The organism is Flavobacterium sp. AC105, assembly GCF_979258495.1.
On sequence record NZ_OZ409860.1, the window covers coordinates 2367109 to 2383644 of the forward strand.

15 protein-coding genes are annotated in these 16536 nt (G+C 32.3%); 4 read left to right on the forward strand and 11 right to left on the reverse strand.

Annotation, left to right across the window (positions count from 1 at the left end; all coding sequences use genetic code 11):
* Positions 1 to 36: 36 nt before the first annotated feature.
* From ACZ0AH_RS10075 to ACZ0AH_RS10090, 4 genes are all read right to left on the reverse strand, one after another.
* Positions 37 to 1047 (reverse strand): FAD:protein FMN transferase, encoded by a 1011-nt coding sequence (locus ACZ0AH_RS10075; RefSeq protein ID WP_463475669.1) that lies wholly within the window; start codon positions 1045 to 1047, stop codon positions 37 to 39.
* Positions 1048 to 1343: 296 nt separating this feature from the next.
* Positions 1344 to 3533 carry a PepSY domain-containing protein gene (locus ACZ0AH_RS10080; RefSeq protein WP_463475670.1) on the reverse strand — a complete coding sequence of 730 codons (2190 nt, stop codon included), beginning with the start codon at positions 3531 to 3533 and terminating at the stop codon, positions 1344 to 1346.
* 240 nt (positions 3534 to 3773) lie between these two features.
* On the reverse strand, positions 3774 to 4256 hold the full coding sequence (locus tag ACZ0AH_RS10085) for a DUF2271 domain-containing protein (protein WP_463475671.1): 483 nt from the start codon (positions 4254 to 4256) through the stop codon (positions 3774 to 3776).
* 45 nt (positions 4257 to 4301) lie between these two features.
* On the reverse strand, positions 4302 to 5780 hold the full coding sequence (locus ACZ0AH_RS10090) for an ankyrin repeat domain-containing protein (RefSeq protein ID WP_463475672.1): 1479 nt from the start codon (positions 5778 to 5780) through the stop codon (positions 4302 to 4304).
* Between the two features lie 301 nt (positions 5781 to 6081).
* Here ACZ0AH_RS10090 and ACZ0AH_RS10095 point away from each other — a divergent pair, with 301 nt between their 5' ends.
* Complete coding sequence (locus ACZ0AH_RS10095; protein ID WP_463475673.1) at positions 6082 to 7887, forward strand: AHH domain-containing protein; 1806 nt, start codon at positions 6082 to 6084, stop codon at positions 7885 to 7887.
* Positions 7888 to 7889: 2 nt separating this feature from the next.
* On the forward strand, positions 7890 to 8618 hold the full coding sequence (locus tag ACZ0AH_RS10100; protein WP_463475674.1) for an imm11 family protein: 729 nt from the start codon (positions 7890 to 7892) through the stop codon (positions 8616 to 8618).
* Between the two features lie 81 nt (positions 8619 to 8699).
* Here ACZ0AH_RS10100 and ACZ0AH_RS10105 read toward each other — a convergent pair whose 3' ends face one another.
* Both ACZ0AH_RS10105 and ACZ0AH_RS10110 read right to left on the reverse strand, forming a co-directional pair.
* Positions 8700 to 9266 carry a cysteine hydrolase family protein gene (locus ACZ0AH_RS10105; RefSeq protein WP_463475675.1) on the reverse strand — a complete coding sequence of 189 codons (567 nt, stop codon included), beginning with the start codon at positions 9264 to 9266 and terminating at the stop codon, positions 8700 to 8702.
* Positions 9267 to 9341: 75 nt separating this feature from the next.
* The gene (locus ACZ0AH_RS10110; RefSeq protein WP_463475676.1) at positions 9342 to 10304 is read right to left on the reverse strand and encodes a GlxA family transcriptional regulator; all 963 of its coding nucleotides are present in this window, start codon (positions 10302 to 10304) and stop codon (positions 9342 to 9344) included.
* Between the two features lie 181 nt (positions 10305 to 10485).
* Between ACZ0AH_RS10110 and ku the strand changes: the two genes are divergently transcribed.
* Entirely contained in the window at positions 10486 to 11265 is a 780-nt protein-coding gene (ku, locus tag ACZ0AH_RS10115) for a non-homologous end joining protein Ku (RefSeq protein ID WP_463475677.1), read from the forward strand.
* Here ku and ligD read toward each other — a convergent pair.
* The 5 genes from ligD to ACZ0AH_RS10140 form a co-directional block, all read right to left on the reverse strand.
* Positions 11262 to 13880: a DNA ligase D gene (ligD, locus tag ACZ0AH_RS10120; RefSeq protein ID WP_463475678.1), complete on the reverse strand. Its 2619-nt coding sequence runs from the start codon at positions 13878 to 13880 to the stop codon at positions 11262 to 11264. The two genes, ku and ligD, sit on opposite strands and share 4 nt — an antisense overlap.
* Positions 13867 to 14349, reverse strand: coding sequence for a hypothetical protein (locus ACZ0AH_RS10125; RefSeq protein WP_463475679.1), 483 nt, complete (start codon positions 14347 to 14349; stop codon positions 13867 to 13869). Before ACZ0AH_RS10125 ends, ligD begins: the two co-directional genes overlap by 14 nt.
* Before the next feature lie 92 nt (positions 14350 to 14441).
* Complete coding sequence (locus ACZ0AH_RS10130; RefSeq protein WP_463475680.1) at positions 14442 to 14798, reverse strand: hypothetical protein; 357 nt, start codon at positions 14796 to 14798, stop codon at positions 14442 to 14444.
* A 215-nt stretch (positions 14799 to 15013) separates the two neighbouring features.
* Positions 15014 to 15547, reverse strand: coding sequence for a hypothetical protein (locus ACZ0AH_RS10135; RefSeq protein WP_463475681.1), 534 nt, complete (start codon positions 15545 to 15547; stop codon positions 15014 to 15016).
* A 20-nt stretch (positions 15548 to 15567) separates the two neighbouring features.
* On the reverse strand, positions 15568 to 15699 hold the full coding sequence (locus tag ACZ0AH_RS10140) for a hypothetical protein (protein WP_463475682.1): 132 nt from the start codon (positions 15697 to 15699) through the stop codon (positions 15568 to 15570).
* Positions 15700 to 16076: 377 nt separating this feature from the next.
* Between ACZ0AH_RS10140 and ACZ0AH_RS10145 the strand changes: the two genes are divergently transcribed.
* The gene (locus tag ACZ0AH_RS10145; protein WP_463475683.1) at positions 16077 to 16532 is read left to right on the forward strand and encodes a response regulator; all 456 of its coding nucleotides are present in this window, start codon (positions 16077 to 16079) and stop codon (positions 16530 to 16532) included.
* The last annotated feature ends 4 nt before the right edge of the window (positions 16533 to 16536 follow it).

The window sequence follows — 16536 nt, forward strand, 5'->3', positions numbered from 1 at the left end:
AGTTTTAAACTTTGACAAAGTTAACGTTCTAAATACCTAAAACTTAGTCTTAAATTTCTTAATCTTAAAGTTATCAGACTTCACCACTTTTCCATTATCCGTAATCATAACACAACTATAATCAGGGTATTTTTTCAGCAAAAGCAAACCTTCTTTTTGACCTAAAACCATAAGAGAAGTGCTAAGTCCGTTTGCGGTTTCTGCATTGGGACCAAAAACGGTTACGCTGCATAAACCTGTTGCGGGATAACCAGTCGCGGGATTTATAATGTGCGAATATCGTTTGCCATTAAAAACCACATATTTTTCATAGCTTCCGGAAGTGGTCACAGCTTGTTCTTCTAAGGGGACAACAGCTAATATTTTTTCAGGATTAAACGGATTTGTAATTCCAATTTTCCACGGAGATCCATTTGGTTGTTTTCCCCAGGTGCTCATATCTCCGGAACCGTTAATAATTCCGGCTTTAATGCCTTTTGAGATCATCATTGCCCGACATTTATCGGTTGCATATCCTTCGCCCAGAGCGCCAAAACCAATTTTCATTCCTTTTAATTTTAGGAATATGGTCGATTCAACCGAATCTAAAATGATGTTTTTGTAACCTACTTTTTCTACCGATTTTTTTATGGCTTCCGCCGAAGGCATTTCGGTCATAGAACCGTCAAATTTCCAGATTCTGTCCATTGCAGCAAAACTGACGTCAAAACCTCCATTTGTTATTTCGGATAATTTGATAGCTCTTTGGGTTAATTCAAAAACTTCGCGATCTACTTTTACGGGTTTAATTCCGGCATTTTGGTTTACCTGAGATACCTGAGAATCTGGTTTCCAATCTGAGATAAGATTTTCAATACGTGTAATTTCAGCAATTACGGCATCAATATTTTTTTCGGCAGATAGCGAATCATTTGCGACAATTGTAATATCAAAACGTCCGCCCATAAGCAGTGTTGTTCTTTTTCGTAAAACTTGTGTATTGCCTGAAAAGCTTTGTAGCGTTACAAAAAGAAATAATAGCTGAAATGATTTGTTTTTAATTGACATGAAAACCGTTTTAAATAATCAGAGTTTTTAATAGCTCCGGCGGAGCAAAATATTTATGGCCAAATTACGCGTTTCAATTAAAGCTCCACCGGAGCGATATTTTTTATTTTGATTATAAAAATATGTCACCCCAATGGGGTTTTGGAAACAAGCCACTATATAAAATTCTATAAATATTACGTCCCAAAGGGACTAACAATCTATTGCCCTAAATCAAAAAACAACAATTGATAATTAACACTAACAATTAACAATCAATAATTAACAATCAATAATTAACAATCAATAATTAACAATTAATAACAATCCGTCAACAACTGCCCATTATTTTTATAATCTGAAATACTTTTCATTTCTCTGGAAAGACATAAATCATCCAAAATAGATTCAACATCTTTTTGCATCGCAAGCGAGCCGCAAATCATGATTACACCGCCTTGATGCAATAAATCAATAAAAAAGTCAACATCACGTTTGATTAAATCCATTACATAATGATGATTTTCTGCGCGGGATAAAGCGAGATGAAAACTTTTAAGCTGTTGCTTTTGAATCATTTCTGTTGTAAATTTTTTATATTCTGTAACCGTTTCCGTTTCCATTCGGAAGCCGGAATATAAATGAGTTTCGGTTTTTTTCTTGTTTTGTTCAATCATTCCAAGGAAAGGAGCAATTCCGGTTCCGTTAGAAATTAGAGCAACTTTAGAAGCTTTTTTCGGAAAATGAAAAGCATGATTATTAATAATTCTCGCTTTAATAACATTTCCGGGTTTAAGATTATTTAAGAAATTTGAACCTAATCCGTGTGGATGTAATTTTACAACCAATTGAATATTTCCGGAATGATTCCCGATAGAATATAAGCGTTCCCGGGTATCATTTGCGGGATAAATCGCCAGTAAATCTCCCGAAGTAAATTTGGCTCTCATATTGGCACGTAAAGTCAATATAAAAGTTTGTTCCGATTCTGAAAGTAAGGTTTTATCCAGAACCATTAATTTCTGCAAACCTTTAGGAACATGGTTGTATAAAGATGGTGTTGTCGATAACGGAATTCCCGTTTTGGCACTCCATAATTTGATCCATTCTACAAATTCTGCCGCCGATTTATCGTTTACGGTTTGTAATTCCAGAAATCTTTCAGCCCAGTTTTGAATTGCTAAAAGTTTGTCAATTTTAATAGCGAAACCACAAAAATCAGGATATGCTTTTGAACCAAAACCAACTACCGAAAAATTGATTTTCTGCTGTTGATTGTATTTTTTTAAAAGCGATACAAATTTATTTCCGTTAGAAGGCGCATCTCCCAAACCATGAGTCGAAGAGAAAATGATAATATGTTCTGCTTTTGGATAGACATTATAATTGTTAAGTTCTGTGAGGAAAACTTTTTCGCCATGTGCCATTAATTGTTTCTGAATCGCATTGGCAAAACGAAAAGAACTTCCGTTTTCTGAACCTGCCAGTAAAATAAATTTACTTTCGCTGGCTTTGAATTTATTTTTAATTCGGCTTGATCTTCTTTTTAGAGTAATCGCAAAACCTGAATAGATAAAAAAGAGAATATTGATACAGGCAATTCCTAGTATAATAGCCCAAATTGCATTTATTCTTCCGGCATGAAGGTCAAGGCTAAAATCAGCTAATTGAACCGTTATTGGGGATTTTTTTTCGGTGACAATCGCACCTGTAACCTGATTGACTTCGATTTCGCGGTCTTTTAATTCAATGATATAATATTCTTCGGGATCATCTGTAAAAGGAAATTCGATTTTTTTAACATCAGATAAAAGAGTGGTCTTAAATACAGATTCCGTTTTACCTTTTGAAGGTTTTATAATTTCTGATTTTTCCTTTTGATCTTTCTCTTTATCCATGAAAAAATTGAATCTTTCTAAGGATAAATAAGTTCCTGTTAAGGCAATAATCAGAATCGGAATTAAAGCTAATCTTCCTAAAACAACATGATAATATTGGGCAAAATATTCTTTGATTACTTTCGAAAAGAAATTACGGATTCCTCTTTGTCTGTTCAAAACCAGGGCAAAACCAGAAATAGCAATCAACACTAATAAAAAGGAAATAACACCAACAAAAAAGCGTCCGGTTTCGTGAAGAAATAAAGAACGGTGCAAACTTGTTATCCATTGAATAAACGCTGTTTTTTTAACAGGCGTTCCTAACTTTTTTCCTGTTTTAGGATCAATATAAGCATTGACATCATTTCCGTCCTGATCAATGGCCTGAAGCGTTACAAATTGGTTATAATCAACACTTAATTCGGTTATTTCAGAATAGTTTTTTTTCAGAACCGGCAAAGTTTCTCCTAAAGTAATCTGATTAAAACTTTCAACTTTATAAGGATGTGTTTTTTCCTGAACAGCATCTACTGCCAGGATGATACCTGTTACAGATGCCAAAAGCAGAAATAAAGAAGAAAACAAAGCCAAAGCCAGGTGTGTGTAACGCCAGAAAGAAAGTGTCATTGAGTGTAATCTAAAAGGTAATCAAATGTTTTATGCTTCGTTAAAGATCTAAAAATATCTTTAAACATTCACAATCTTGTCATCCCGAGGAACGAGGGATCTTCGCAAGAAACTAACACAAAGTATGTAGATAGTGGAGCTGCTAACGAAGATCCCTCGTTCCTCGGGATGACAAAATTGGGTTTATAGCTTTGTCAAAGTTTTAAACTTTGACAAAGCTCGTGTTTCAGGTTTAAGAAATTAAATTTTATTTAATCTTACGTATCTGATATAACCTTTTCCGTCTGTTTTATCAGCAAGACCTTCAGTGGTAAGCGGAATTTCAACATCATTTACATGATATTTTTGATCTTCTACAGCCGATTCAAATCTTAATTTATAGCCTTTATTAATTTTAGAATCTTCGATTTCTATTGTTGTAATACTGCGATCTCCACCAGTTACTGATGCTCCGGTTTTTGCACTGATATCTTCGTGTTTTTGAGCCTGAAATTTATTCCATTCTTTTAATGATTTGTACCATTTTTTATCGTCGCCCATAACATAAAGTGTCTTTTCATATTCTCCGTTAGAATTGATAAGCGAAACGACGATATAAGCGCCTTCTCCCATATAATTCGCCATCTGAAGCATACATTTATATTTGCTTGTTTGTGCCGAAGCCTGAAAAGAAATAAGGAAAATTAATGCGCTCGTAATAAATATTTTTAGAATCGATTTCATGTGTAAATTATATTTGTTTTTGTTGGAATTTGGGATTTTAAACTTTTATTTTAAAAATTCTATCGATACGTTTTGCTTTGTTAAAGACTCATTTTCTTTGGCTAAAGCATAAGCGCTTTCGTCAAATTCAGTTATAATGTCTTTTTTGGCACCAATCGAAATCAGGTATTTTAAGATCATATCATCTTTTGCAACCATTGCAGCTTTGTGTAAAGCGGTCAAACCATCTTTATTTTTAGCATTTACGTCGATGTTTAAATCAGCTAATTTTTTCAGTAAAGATAAATCGTTTTTGGCAACTGCAAAATGATATAAGGTACTTCCGTCTTTTTGTGGCGCCGCAAGGTTTAGTCCTTTTTCCTGAAGTGATTTTGCTTTGGCAGAAAACGGATCTTGTTTAGCATCTGGTCGGTACGAATGCACTAAGTAAATCCCCAAATTATTTCCGTCTTTGTCTTTTACATTTACATCAGCACCTTTGTTTAAAAGAAGCGCAACAGCTTCCGGAGTTCCTGATTTTACAGCAAATGTTAAAGCCGATTCTCCTTTTAGGTTTTGCAAATTGATGTTTTTTATTGTTGGTAACAATTGCTCTAAAGCACCATTTTCTCTTGCGCCTGCAGCAATCATAAAAGGAGTATTTCCGTCTTTATTAACTTTGTTCGCGTCAACACCTTTTGCAAGGAAATAAGTAATTATTTCAGCCTGATTTGGTTTTGCTGCTAAAAGATGCAATACATTTTCTTCAGATTTATTGGTTGCAGTTGGTTTTATTTTTACTTCTTCAACTAAATATTTATACGCTTCAAGCGATGTTGTTTCTCTGCGCATTCCTTGTGTTGCAATCAAAAGGGCATTATCAGTATGTTTTACACCTTTTTCTTTTAGTTTCTTTAAAAGTGATATGTTTCCTGTTCTTGCTGCATAATCAAAAGTAGTACTTCCGTTTTTATCAACATCTTTAAGAGACAATCCTTTTGTTACCAAAAAGTCTGTAAGTTTAAGCTCTTTATCAAACGGAATGGCTAAAAGCAATAGGTTTGCACCCTCAGCATATTTCTTCTTTGGATCAATTCCTGCTTTAAAAAAAGCTTCACAAACACCTTGATTAAGCAATCCATTAACAGCAGCAAAGTCAATTGGAGTTGCACCATGACTGTCTTCAAAATTAATATCAGAACCTTTGGCAATAAGATAATTTACCAATTCGGTATTTCCTCTGTAAGCTGCCCAATGCAGGTAAATACGGTTATCGTGAGTCGATTTGTTAACTGGATTTCCGGGTTGGTCCAATAAAAATTTTATACTTTCTAAAGGTGCATCATTATTAATGGCGATAACCGTAACGTCAAAAGCATTTGCGTTTGATTCTGATGGACTGTTTCCCTTTGCTATTTCAGCTTTTACGGTCTCTACATTTGGTGCAGTTTTCCAAAAATTAGCTTCTAATAAAGTGTTTTTTTGCTGTGCGCTAACAAATAAAGAAGCGATTAATGCTAAAGAAATAAAAATATTCTTTTTCATATTTAAATATTTATTGTTTTAAATAATTGAGGCTGTTTATTCTGAAGAAATGTTTGAAAAACTATTCTATTTAGAATAAATAAAAATAACGCAAATGTAAAAAATAATATTTGTAAACCAATTTTTATTTAGGGAAGAAAGACCTATTGGTGGATGTTTTTTAAAGTTTTTAAGTTCATAACATTTTATTAATTCTATTATAGAAATTTATTAAAATCATAAATGTAAAAATAATACTGTTAAAAAATATTATTGTAATCTTTTATTTACTTAATTAGCTGTTAACATAAAAATATGAGCCATGAAAAGTAAATTAAAGAACATCCAGTTTGTGTTTATCACAATTCTTACATTATTTATTTCAAGTTGTCAAGTTGAAGAAAATGTAATTACCGAAGATGCTAAATCCAGTAATTATAATGTAAAAGACATTTATACAGATGAAATTACTTCTAATTTCAAAATTGTAGAGAAACTCGAAAAATTATCTTCTAAAAAAAATATTAATACATCAAAAAATATTACGTTCACAGACCTTGGATTTACTATTCAAACCGATAATGCAAGATATATAGAAGACGGAAGTTATAATTCTTATACTTTTTCTACCGTACAAAAAGATACTGAAAACATTAAAAACGTTCTTTTTTCACGCAATGAAAATGGAGATTATGACGCATATCTGGTAGAATATGATTATAACAAACTTGACCTAGCCAAGTTTACGGAAAGTAATAATCCTAAGGGTTTTACTCTTAAACCGATAAACTTAAACTTAAACTTAAATTCGTTGAGTGCAAGATCTGTGGCTTTATGGGTTTGTACTTATACTTATGGTTACGTTAATACCGGAGAGCTGTATGGTGTAGGAAATGATAAGTTTGTATGGATTGTGATTAATAGCAATTGCAATGTGCTGTATGGTATGATTGAGGAAGAAGATCATATATATGATAATCTTGGTGGGACAGCAGGTGGAGGATCAAATCCTTCGGGAGGAAGTGGCGGGGGAAAAATTGCAACCTCACCAAAGGTATCGCTATATGATGAAGACGAACTTTCTAAAATAAATTTCGTCAAAGACCAATTAAATATTCTAAGATTAGGAGACAAAGTATTTCTAGACAAAAATGGTGCAGTTGCTTTTAGCCTTTATGACTATCTTATGGCTAGTAAATCTTCAGAAGAATCTAAAATTTTTGCTCAAGACATATTAAATATTCTAAGGACAGAAACAGTAGTAGATCTAAATGCATTAAATTTTGTTTTAGATGCAAAAGCAGCAAATAAATTTAATACAGGTTTGGATGATGCTTATTTATTATATCTGGATCAATATATGGATGCGGATTTGGCAGATATTAATGCTAAAGATCCGGATTTAATAATTTATTTTGGAATACATCATATTGAAAAAACTTTACGACTTAAAAACTTAAACCCACAATGGAGTTATTTAAAATGCTATTGGGAAGCTAGTAAAGAAATCGTGCATATTACATTAGATGTATTTGGAACAGTGCCAGTTGTAGGTGAGATTGCAGATGTAACGAATGGTGTTTTGTATGTAATCGAAGGCGATGGAGTTAATGCAACGCTAAGTATAGCTAGTGCAGTACCATTTGCAGGTTGGGCAGCTGTATCAACTAAATATGCTATTAAATTTAGAACAGCATCTAATTTAGCGACCAAAGTAAAATTAATTTGGAAAAAATTGCCTGATGGAACAATCTACTTTGGAGGTGATAGCCATTGCAGAAATCAATTAAGAAAAATTTTAAGTTTAGCAGTTGGTAATTTAAAACAGGCACATCATATAATTCCATTAAATTTGCAAAGAAATGCAATAGTTCAAAAAGCGGCTAAATCTGGACAAGCTTTTCATATGAATGATATGTTAAATGGCATACCATTAGAAAAAATTGTTCACAATGGAAGTCATGCTAATTATGATAGCAAAATTTTAAATTATTTTATTGACTTTAATAGAAAGAACCCAAACGCAACACCTGATCAATGCTATAACGAAGTTGATAGAGTAATTAAACTAATTAGAACAGCGATTCAAAAAAATCCACAAACGCCAATAAACCAATTAATTTTTTAATTATGAAATATTTTTCAATACATAACTCTCTCGACAATAAAATTTTGGGACATTATCCACAGGTGAAAAATACTTTATACAATTGTCATGTAGATGATAACCCATTATTTATAGACAAATTCCCTTTTCAGAAAATAGATATAAATCCAATTGTGGCCAACCCTGTTTTATTTGAACAATCAAAATTAACGGATTTAATTTATATATGGGATATGGGTTTTTCTTTCACAAAACTGATTAGTGGAAAATTAAAATCAATTTTACAAAACTACGAAAAAGAGTTACAATTTTTTCAATGTTCAATTTTTAAGGATAAAACAGAGAATGCAGATTATTGGCTTCTCAATATGTATCATTTTAATGATAATTATGTCGATTTTAAAAATAGTGTAATTTATTATGATAAACATATTGCGGATTTTAATATATCATATGAGACAGATAAAATACTTTTAAAAATAAAAGATTTGCCAGAATTTATGGAATATATTAAAATTGCAAAAATTAAAACTGAATCAATTTATATTGAAAAGTTGACCCTAAGAGAGGACATTACAAAAGACTTTTTTATACTCAAATACGTTTCCGGAAGTATGTATTATGTTTCAGAAAAACTTAAAAAAGAAATAGAAAATGCTGGCTGTACTGGTATTGAATTTCAACCTTCGGAATTAAGTTATAACGAATGGTTACATGGTGGAGAAAGAGAAAGAATTTATGGGAAGTCATAAATCCATTTTTTAAATTTATAAAATCAAAAACCAGTGAACATAAATTCACTGGTTTTTTTATTAATATTTTTGAAAACAGCTTTAAACCAATTCAAATAATTTCTCCGTACTAATAACTTGCGCAAATTCATTATGCAGACTCGCCAAAGAAATTTGATGCACTAATTCCGAATCGAATTTTTCTCCGTTGATTCCCATTCTGTCGAAAGTTGCCGTTGCGTCTGAAATTACAAAAGTTTGATAACCAAAGTTTCCCGCCATTCTTGCAGTTGTCGAAACACAATGATTTGTAACTAATCCAATAATAACAACAGTATTTATTCCTTGATTATCAAGTCTTTCTTTTAAATCAGTTCCTATAAAAGCGCTGTTTACATTTTTTACGATTAAAGGTTCGTCGCCAATTGGTTTTACGGCATCTTTGATTTCGAAACCCGGATTAGATTCATGTAACTTAGAATTTGGTTTTACAGAACTGTGCATTACATGAAAAACAGGCAATTTAAGAGCTCTCCATTTCTCCAGAATTTGAGCCATTTTTGTTTCGGCGTTTTTATTGTTTCGGTTTCCGCCCCAATAATTTTCGTCGTCAAAACCTTTTTGAATGTCAATTAAAATTAATGCTGCATTTTGATCTTTAAGTTTCATTTTTCTGTCTGTTAGATTAATAGACACAAATTTACTTTGGCCTGACCAAAAGAAAAAGGACAAAAGATAGTCGTTTTAAGACAGCCTGTTTTTGATTTCAGTAGGCAATCCGTCAAGAGATTGTTCCAGAACAACCCTTAATTGTTTCGAAGTTTTGTAACCGCATAAATGGGCGATATGTTCTATCTTATAATCAGAATTAGTTAAGAGACTTTTTGCCTTTTCAATTCTTAATTTAGTTCGGTATTCGGCGATGGTAATTCCGGTTTGTTTCTTGAAGATTCGGGTTAGATTTCTTGCGCCAATATGTACCAAATCAGCCAGAAATTCTATTGTAGATGTTTTTTCGAGATTGTAAATAATCCAATCCTGAATGTTATGGATTTTTTCGTCCTGATGATTTCGGTTCTGCAAATAAACACTTTCCTGTTTATCAGTCCCTTGTCTTCTTTTATAAACGACTAATTCTTTGGCAATAATAGTGGCGATTTGTTTATCGTGCCTTTCTTCAATTATAAATAAAGCCAAATCGATTCCGGTAATAATTCCGGCGCTGGTATAAAGATGGTCTGATTTGGTAAATAAAGTATTTTTTTGAGTTTTTAAAAGCGGGAAATCCTTCTGAAGTTTTTCAACAAGTTTCCAGTGCGTTGTACATTCTTTATGATCTAAAAGCCCTGATTTTGCCAATAGAAATGATCCCGTACAAACGCTGCAGATTGTAGTTTGATTTTTGTTTAATTTTCTCAGCCAATCAAAAAATAAAGGATCTTCAGAGTTTTGGCTGATTTGGCGTGTATTAAATCCCGAAACAAAAACAATATCATTTTTCTGAGGATTTGTTTTTGAAAAATGCGTTAAAGACGAAATTTCTAAACCAGCAGAAGATTTTACAGAAGATTTGCTGCTTACAAATTCTAAATTATAACCAAGATTTAAACTTTTAGCTTCCTGAAACACCTCAACAACTCCGCTTAAATCCAGTAAAGTAACCTGTTCAGGAATATAAAAATAAACGGTTGATGTAGTTGTACCCATTTTTATGCTTGATTAAACTTTTGAAGAATTTTGGATGTATCCAAAGATAAAAAAACGAGTTTTAATAAAGTTCCAAAAAGCAATTTGTTACTCGATATTTTGTAAAACATTCTCAAGATCATATAATTCGGCATAAACAAGTCTGATTTAACTTTAGAAGTAAATTTAAAGTACAGAAATTATGAGATCAATATGGACAGGTTCAATCAGTTTTGGTTTGATTAATATTCCGATAAAAATGTTTTCGGCAGTGCAGGAGAGTAATCTTGATATGGATATGCTCGACGAAAAAGACCATGCTAATATAAAATTCAAACGTGTAAACGAAAATACTGGCAAGGAAGTAACTTTTGCCAATATTGTAAAAGGATATAAAATCGAAGATAAATATGTGATTCTTGAAGATGAAGATTTTGAAGCAGCAGACGCAGTCAAAACTAAAACGATAGACATTCAAAGTTTCGCTGATGAAAAAGAAATTCAGAGTATTTATTACGAGCAGCCTTATTATCTGGAGCCGGATAAAGCAGCAATGAATGCTTATGCATTGCTTCGTGATGCGCTTGCAGCTTCAGGAAAAGTGGGCGTAACAAGTTTTGTTTTGCGAAATAAAGAAAGTCTGGCAATCTTAAAACCGTATAAAAATGTCATTGTTTTAAACCGAATACGATTTGAACAGGAAATTAGAAATACAGACGAATTAAACCTTCCGCCGGTTTCTAAAGCCAAACCTAAAGAGTTGGATATGGCCAATAAATTGGTCGAGCAGCTTACAGAAAAATTTGATATCAGCGCTTTTAAAGATGAATATACAGCCAAACTTTTAGAAATCATTAAAAAGAAAGCGAAAGGAAAAGCAACCAAAAAACCTGCAAAATTACAAGTTGTACACAAGCAAAGCGACGATTTAATGAGCATGCTTAAAGCAAGTTTAGAAACTAAAAAGAAAAAATCATCTTAGTCGGTTTGTTTGTCTTCCAGTTTTTTAAGAATTTTTTTGATATTGGCACCTTTTGATAAAACAGGTTTCCATAAATCGCCTTTTTTCTCAAATCGGTTCAGGACATTTTTGATTGTGAATTGCGACGGATGTAATTTTTCGTTTACTTCGCTCCATTCTAAAGGTGTAGAAACTGTTGCGCCAGGTTTTGGCCTAACCGAATATGGCGCTGCCAATGTCTGACCAATTCTGTTTTGCAGATAATCGACATAAATTTTGTGATCTCTTTTTTTAATGCTTCGTTCTAAAGAAGTTAAATCAGGCAAACGGGATTGTATTTCTTTTGCTAGTAATTCGGCTAATATTTTTATAGAATCGTAATCATATTGTGCACCAAGCGGAATATAAACATGCAATCCCGAAGCGCCGGACGTTTTACACAAACATTCGGTTTCCAGTTCATCCATAACTTCTTTTACAGTTAAAGCAGTTTGTACCACAGCGCCAAAATCGTCTTTCTCAGGATCGATATCAATAACCAGCCAGTCCGGATTTTCGATATGCTGAATCGTAGAATTCCACGGATTTATTTCGATACAGCCTAAATTTGCCATATAAAGCAACGTTTCTTTATCATTACAAACCAAATAATCGATGTTTTCATTATTAGATTCTGAAAATATTTTTTCTGTTTTCAGCCACGATGGAATTTTATCCGTATCAACATCTTTTTGATAAAAACTTGGTCCATTGATTCCGTTGGGAAAACGGTTCATCGATTCCGGACGGTTTTTAAGATACGGCAGCATCAAATCAGCAACTTCATTATAATATTGTATAACATCTCCTTTGGTAATGCCATCTTTTGGAAAATAAATTTTGTTTTGATTCGTCAGGTGAAGTTCTCTTTTTCCGACTTTCAAATCATAGTCATTTTCAGTTTTATTTTTGGCTTTATTTTCGGTTTTGTTTTCTGTCTTGTTTTTTGGTGCGTCTTCCATTATTTCTTCTTTTGTTTCTTCTTGTATTTTTTCTTTTGTCTGAGTCATATCTTTAATATTTGAGGGAACAAAAACTTCACTGGCTTTTTTGTCAATTCTCAATCCCAGATAAACCGGATGTCTTAGATTTTTATCCTGCGTCCATTCTGAGAATTTTACCTGACAAACCAATTTTGGTTTAACCCATTGAATCTCATCTCTTAATGGAAGTTTTTCGTTAAGCGGAGATTCATTCAAAAAATAAGGCTGTAATTTGGTGTAGAGTTCCTTTAAGGTAGATTCTGTAAAACCGGTCCCGCACTTTCCTATATATTGAAGCCTTTTGCCATAATATTGCCCTAATAATAAAGCACCAAAATAATGGCGTGATTTTTTGGGTTCGGTTATTCCAATAATAATGGCTTCTTCTTCATTTGTAATTTTAATTTTGAGCCAGTCGCTGGTTCGTTTATTAGGCAAATAAGGACTAGAAGCTTTTTTTGCAATAATCCCTTCGCCGTTATTTTTTATTGCAATATCCAATTGTTTAAATCCTTTTTCAACCGTATGTTCGGAGTAAAAAACATTCGTGAATTCATATTTATTAAACAGCAGTTTCAATAACTCTTTTCTTTCTAATAAAGACAATTCGGTTATTTGGTTTCCATCTAAATTTAAAAGATCAAAAACATAATATTTCAAAGTTCCCAAACCGGTTTTCAGATAATTTTGAAGCAATTGAAAATTTGCTCTTCCGTTTTCATCCTCAACAACAATTTCTCCATCAAAAACAGCAATATGATCTACTTTTTTTAATTCCTCTACAACAGGTTTAAAGTTCGAATTAAACGATATCTCATTTCGGCTAAACAATTGTACCTCATGCGGATTAATAACGGCTACGGCGCGATATCCGTCGTATTTATTTTCAAAAACCCAGTCAGAATCATCAAATGCACTTGTCTTTGTATTGGCCAGCATTGGTTTTATAAACGAAGCAGGTTTTTTGGGTACATTTGATTTAGCGTTTTTTTTTACAGGTTTTTTTTCTTCATCTTCTTCTTTAGTTTCGGGAATTATTTTCTTGGAATTTTTCTCTAATTCTTCAAGAGATCTCTTTGATAAAACCGATTTATTTTTTTTTAATATATCTGAATCAGTTGCAAACGAGTCCTTTTTTTTAATAAGAAGCCAGGCATTTTCTTGTTTTCCATGCAGTTTTACTAATGAAAATTCGCCTTTGAGTTTTTCACCTTTCAGAATAAAACTCAAATGTCCTTTTTTAAGATTTGCCAATAATGTTTTCTCTGGCGATGCCGTTTCTTCGTCAGGTTCATACGTTCCGTTATCCCAGACAATTACATTTCCTGCGCCATAATTTCCTTCTGGAATTGTACCTTCAAAATCTTTATAACTGTACGGATGATCTTCGACCATCATGGCAAGACGTTTTGCTTCAGGATCCATTGACGGACCTTTTGGCACCGCCCAGCTTTTAAGAACGCCATCCATCTCCAGCCTAAAATCATAATGCAAATGCGAAGCTGCATGTTTTTGCACCACAAAGATTAATTTCTGTGCCGATTTCCCTATTTTTCCTTTAGGTTCCTGGGTTTGTTTAAAATCTCTTTTCTCGTTATATTTAGATAGTGACATAGGCTTTTGATAATGTTAAAACGGTTAAGCATAAGGAATACATGGCGGTTGCCACCAAAGCAAAAATGACATGGGCGAAAAAAAGCTGAATATAATAGCCTTTAAAATCTATTGAAGGCTGATGATGACTGACTTTGAAGATAAACATCCAACTAATAATACCAATTATCCCGCTGATAATCCCCAGAATAAGGGCACTCAAAGGCGAAACTGATAAAATACCGTTTATCCAGGCGATATGATATCCCAGAACAAAAAGAAAACCAATTACATAATGCAAAAACCACGCTAAAGTTTCTTTTGATTTTTGGGTTAATTCGATTTTAGTTTTGCTGATGATTAACGTCAATAAAACGGGTTCTTTGTACAATTCGCGAAAGCTTTCGGAAACTACATAACTAAACAATGTCATGGCCGATGTTGCTGCAATTGAAACTACTATTAGTTGTAAAAAAATGTAAAAATCCATAACTTGTTTTTAAATTACATTTAGTGGTCAATCTCCAAATGGCATACTTCATAAATCCCATAAATGAGAAATATGAAGTATATTATTTAGAATCAGATATTTTCGCTTTGTTTATTAAGATCATTACTTTGATCATTATTCAAATCATTACTTTGATAAGAATTTTGAGTTTGATTCTGAGCTTCATTTTGATCATTTGTAGCTTCATCTTTATTTTCTGAAAAAGATGAACCGGAGAATTTTCTATAAGCGCCCAATGCAAACAGCGGCAGCGCCCATGATCCTACAAACGAACCAATTTTTTTCTGACCTGCAATTTTTAATGTTGCTCCTAATAGAAAAGAACCGGCTGCGGCACATAAAATTTTATTTGGTGATACGCCTGAAGTTTTGTTTTCAAAAGCATTTTTCCAATTTTCTCTGGTTTTCGGATTGAAGATATTTTCCATGATTTTAATTTTTTTAATGACACAATTTGACAAAGTATTTCTTTGTTCTTCTAAGTTTGAAATGATAGGTACTCAAAATTAGAATCAATCAATTATATTTTTTTATAGAATTAAAATTTGTAATTATATAATTATCAGCATAGTAATTTGAAATAATAATTTAAAGCTGAATCTATTTAAATAAAAAACCATTCAGGATCTGAATGGTTTTTTATCTAAAATTCTCTTGGATGATTTACTGGATCTTCTTCTTCCAGATCTAAATCAATGTCATATTCCTGATCGAGCTCATCTTTTTGCACAGAATCTGTAGCAAAATCATTGATGTCACGATCGTTTTCATCATAATCTTCATTGAGATCATCGTCAATATCGTTTTCATCAATATCTTCTTCGTCTTCTTCAACATCATCGTCGAGATCATTTTCATTTAAATCTCCATCTAAATCTAAATCTTTGTCGAGATCACTTTCAGCCAAATCATTATCTAAATCGTCATCTAATTCATCGTCTCTGTCCAGAGCATTAGAAAACTCATTGTCGAGATAATCATTATCATTAGAAATATCATTATCCTGATCTTCAAAAGCGTGTGTACTTTGATATTGATCAATGTAGCTTTCGCTTTCATCTAAAGTTTGATTTGCTGTATCGCTATTGTTTCTTTCAGGTGCAGATTTAATATCGTCTTCCGGATGATAAAAATTACGGTCATCCCGACCGTAATTTTCGTTGTTTCCTGTTATCATAAAAAATGATTTATAGGTTTTTATTTTTTAGTCGGTGCTTTTTTAGCAGTTGACTTTTCACTGCTTTTTGAAGCAGTTCCTTTTGAATCAGATTTTGAACCTGATGATTTTGCACCTGTAGTGCTGCCGGTTTTTTGACTTGAAGTGTTCATAATAGTTAATTTTTAATTAATAGATTATAGTAAAACTTCATTTTCAAACTAATTCAAACTAATTGAAGATGAAGTAACTAATCCAAAATTAATGCGATAATTGGTTAATTGCTTATAGAATTTTAAAAGGTAATTATATAATTAACAGAAATACAAGATGCAATGTTTTAATGAAAATTTCGCACTCTAATCCCTGTTTCAGTTTATAATTTTAAATTTTTAGTTCCTGATATAAACCGAAAGTGAAAATTATATAATGAGAATTCGAATTTTTGTAAGTTATTTTCGCCTGATTTTTAAAATATTTGTTATTATTTTTTGTGCTGAGAAGAAAGCACATCATAGATTAATTGTATAAATTTTTTAATTTATTGGCTATGAATAAAAAAGGACCCATCGTAGTTATTGAGAATAAACAAGAAGACCGTAAATTATTTATCGAAGTGTTTTCTGAATTAAACTACGCAAATCAAATTATCTATTTTAATACTCCGGAAACGGCTTGTACGTATATGCTGCGTCATAAAATTAAGCCTTTTCTGGTGTTTTCTGATATTGTATTATTGAATGTAATGAATTATAAAGTCATAGAGGCAGACCTTGAAAATGTAGGCACGATCTTTAATTGCCCGTATCTGTTTTTTACCACTCTTTTTGAGCAAAGTTTCGTGATCGATCCTTATTCTTTGCCTACACACAGTTATTTTGTTAAGCCATATGAGTATACTAAATTCAAACAAGTGATAAAAACGATTCTCGAATATTGGTCAAAATCAAAATCGATTACCCAATACAATAAAAAAGAAATTAAGTTGCCTGCAAAAAGCAAGTAATTTT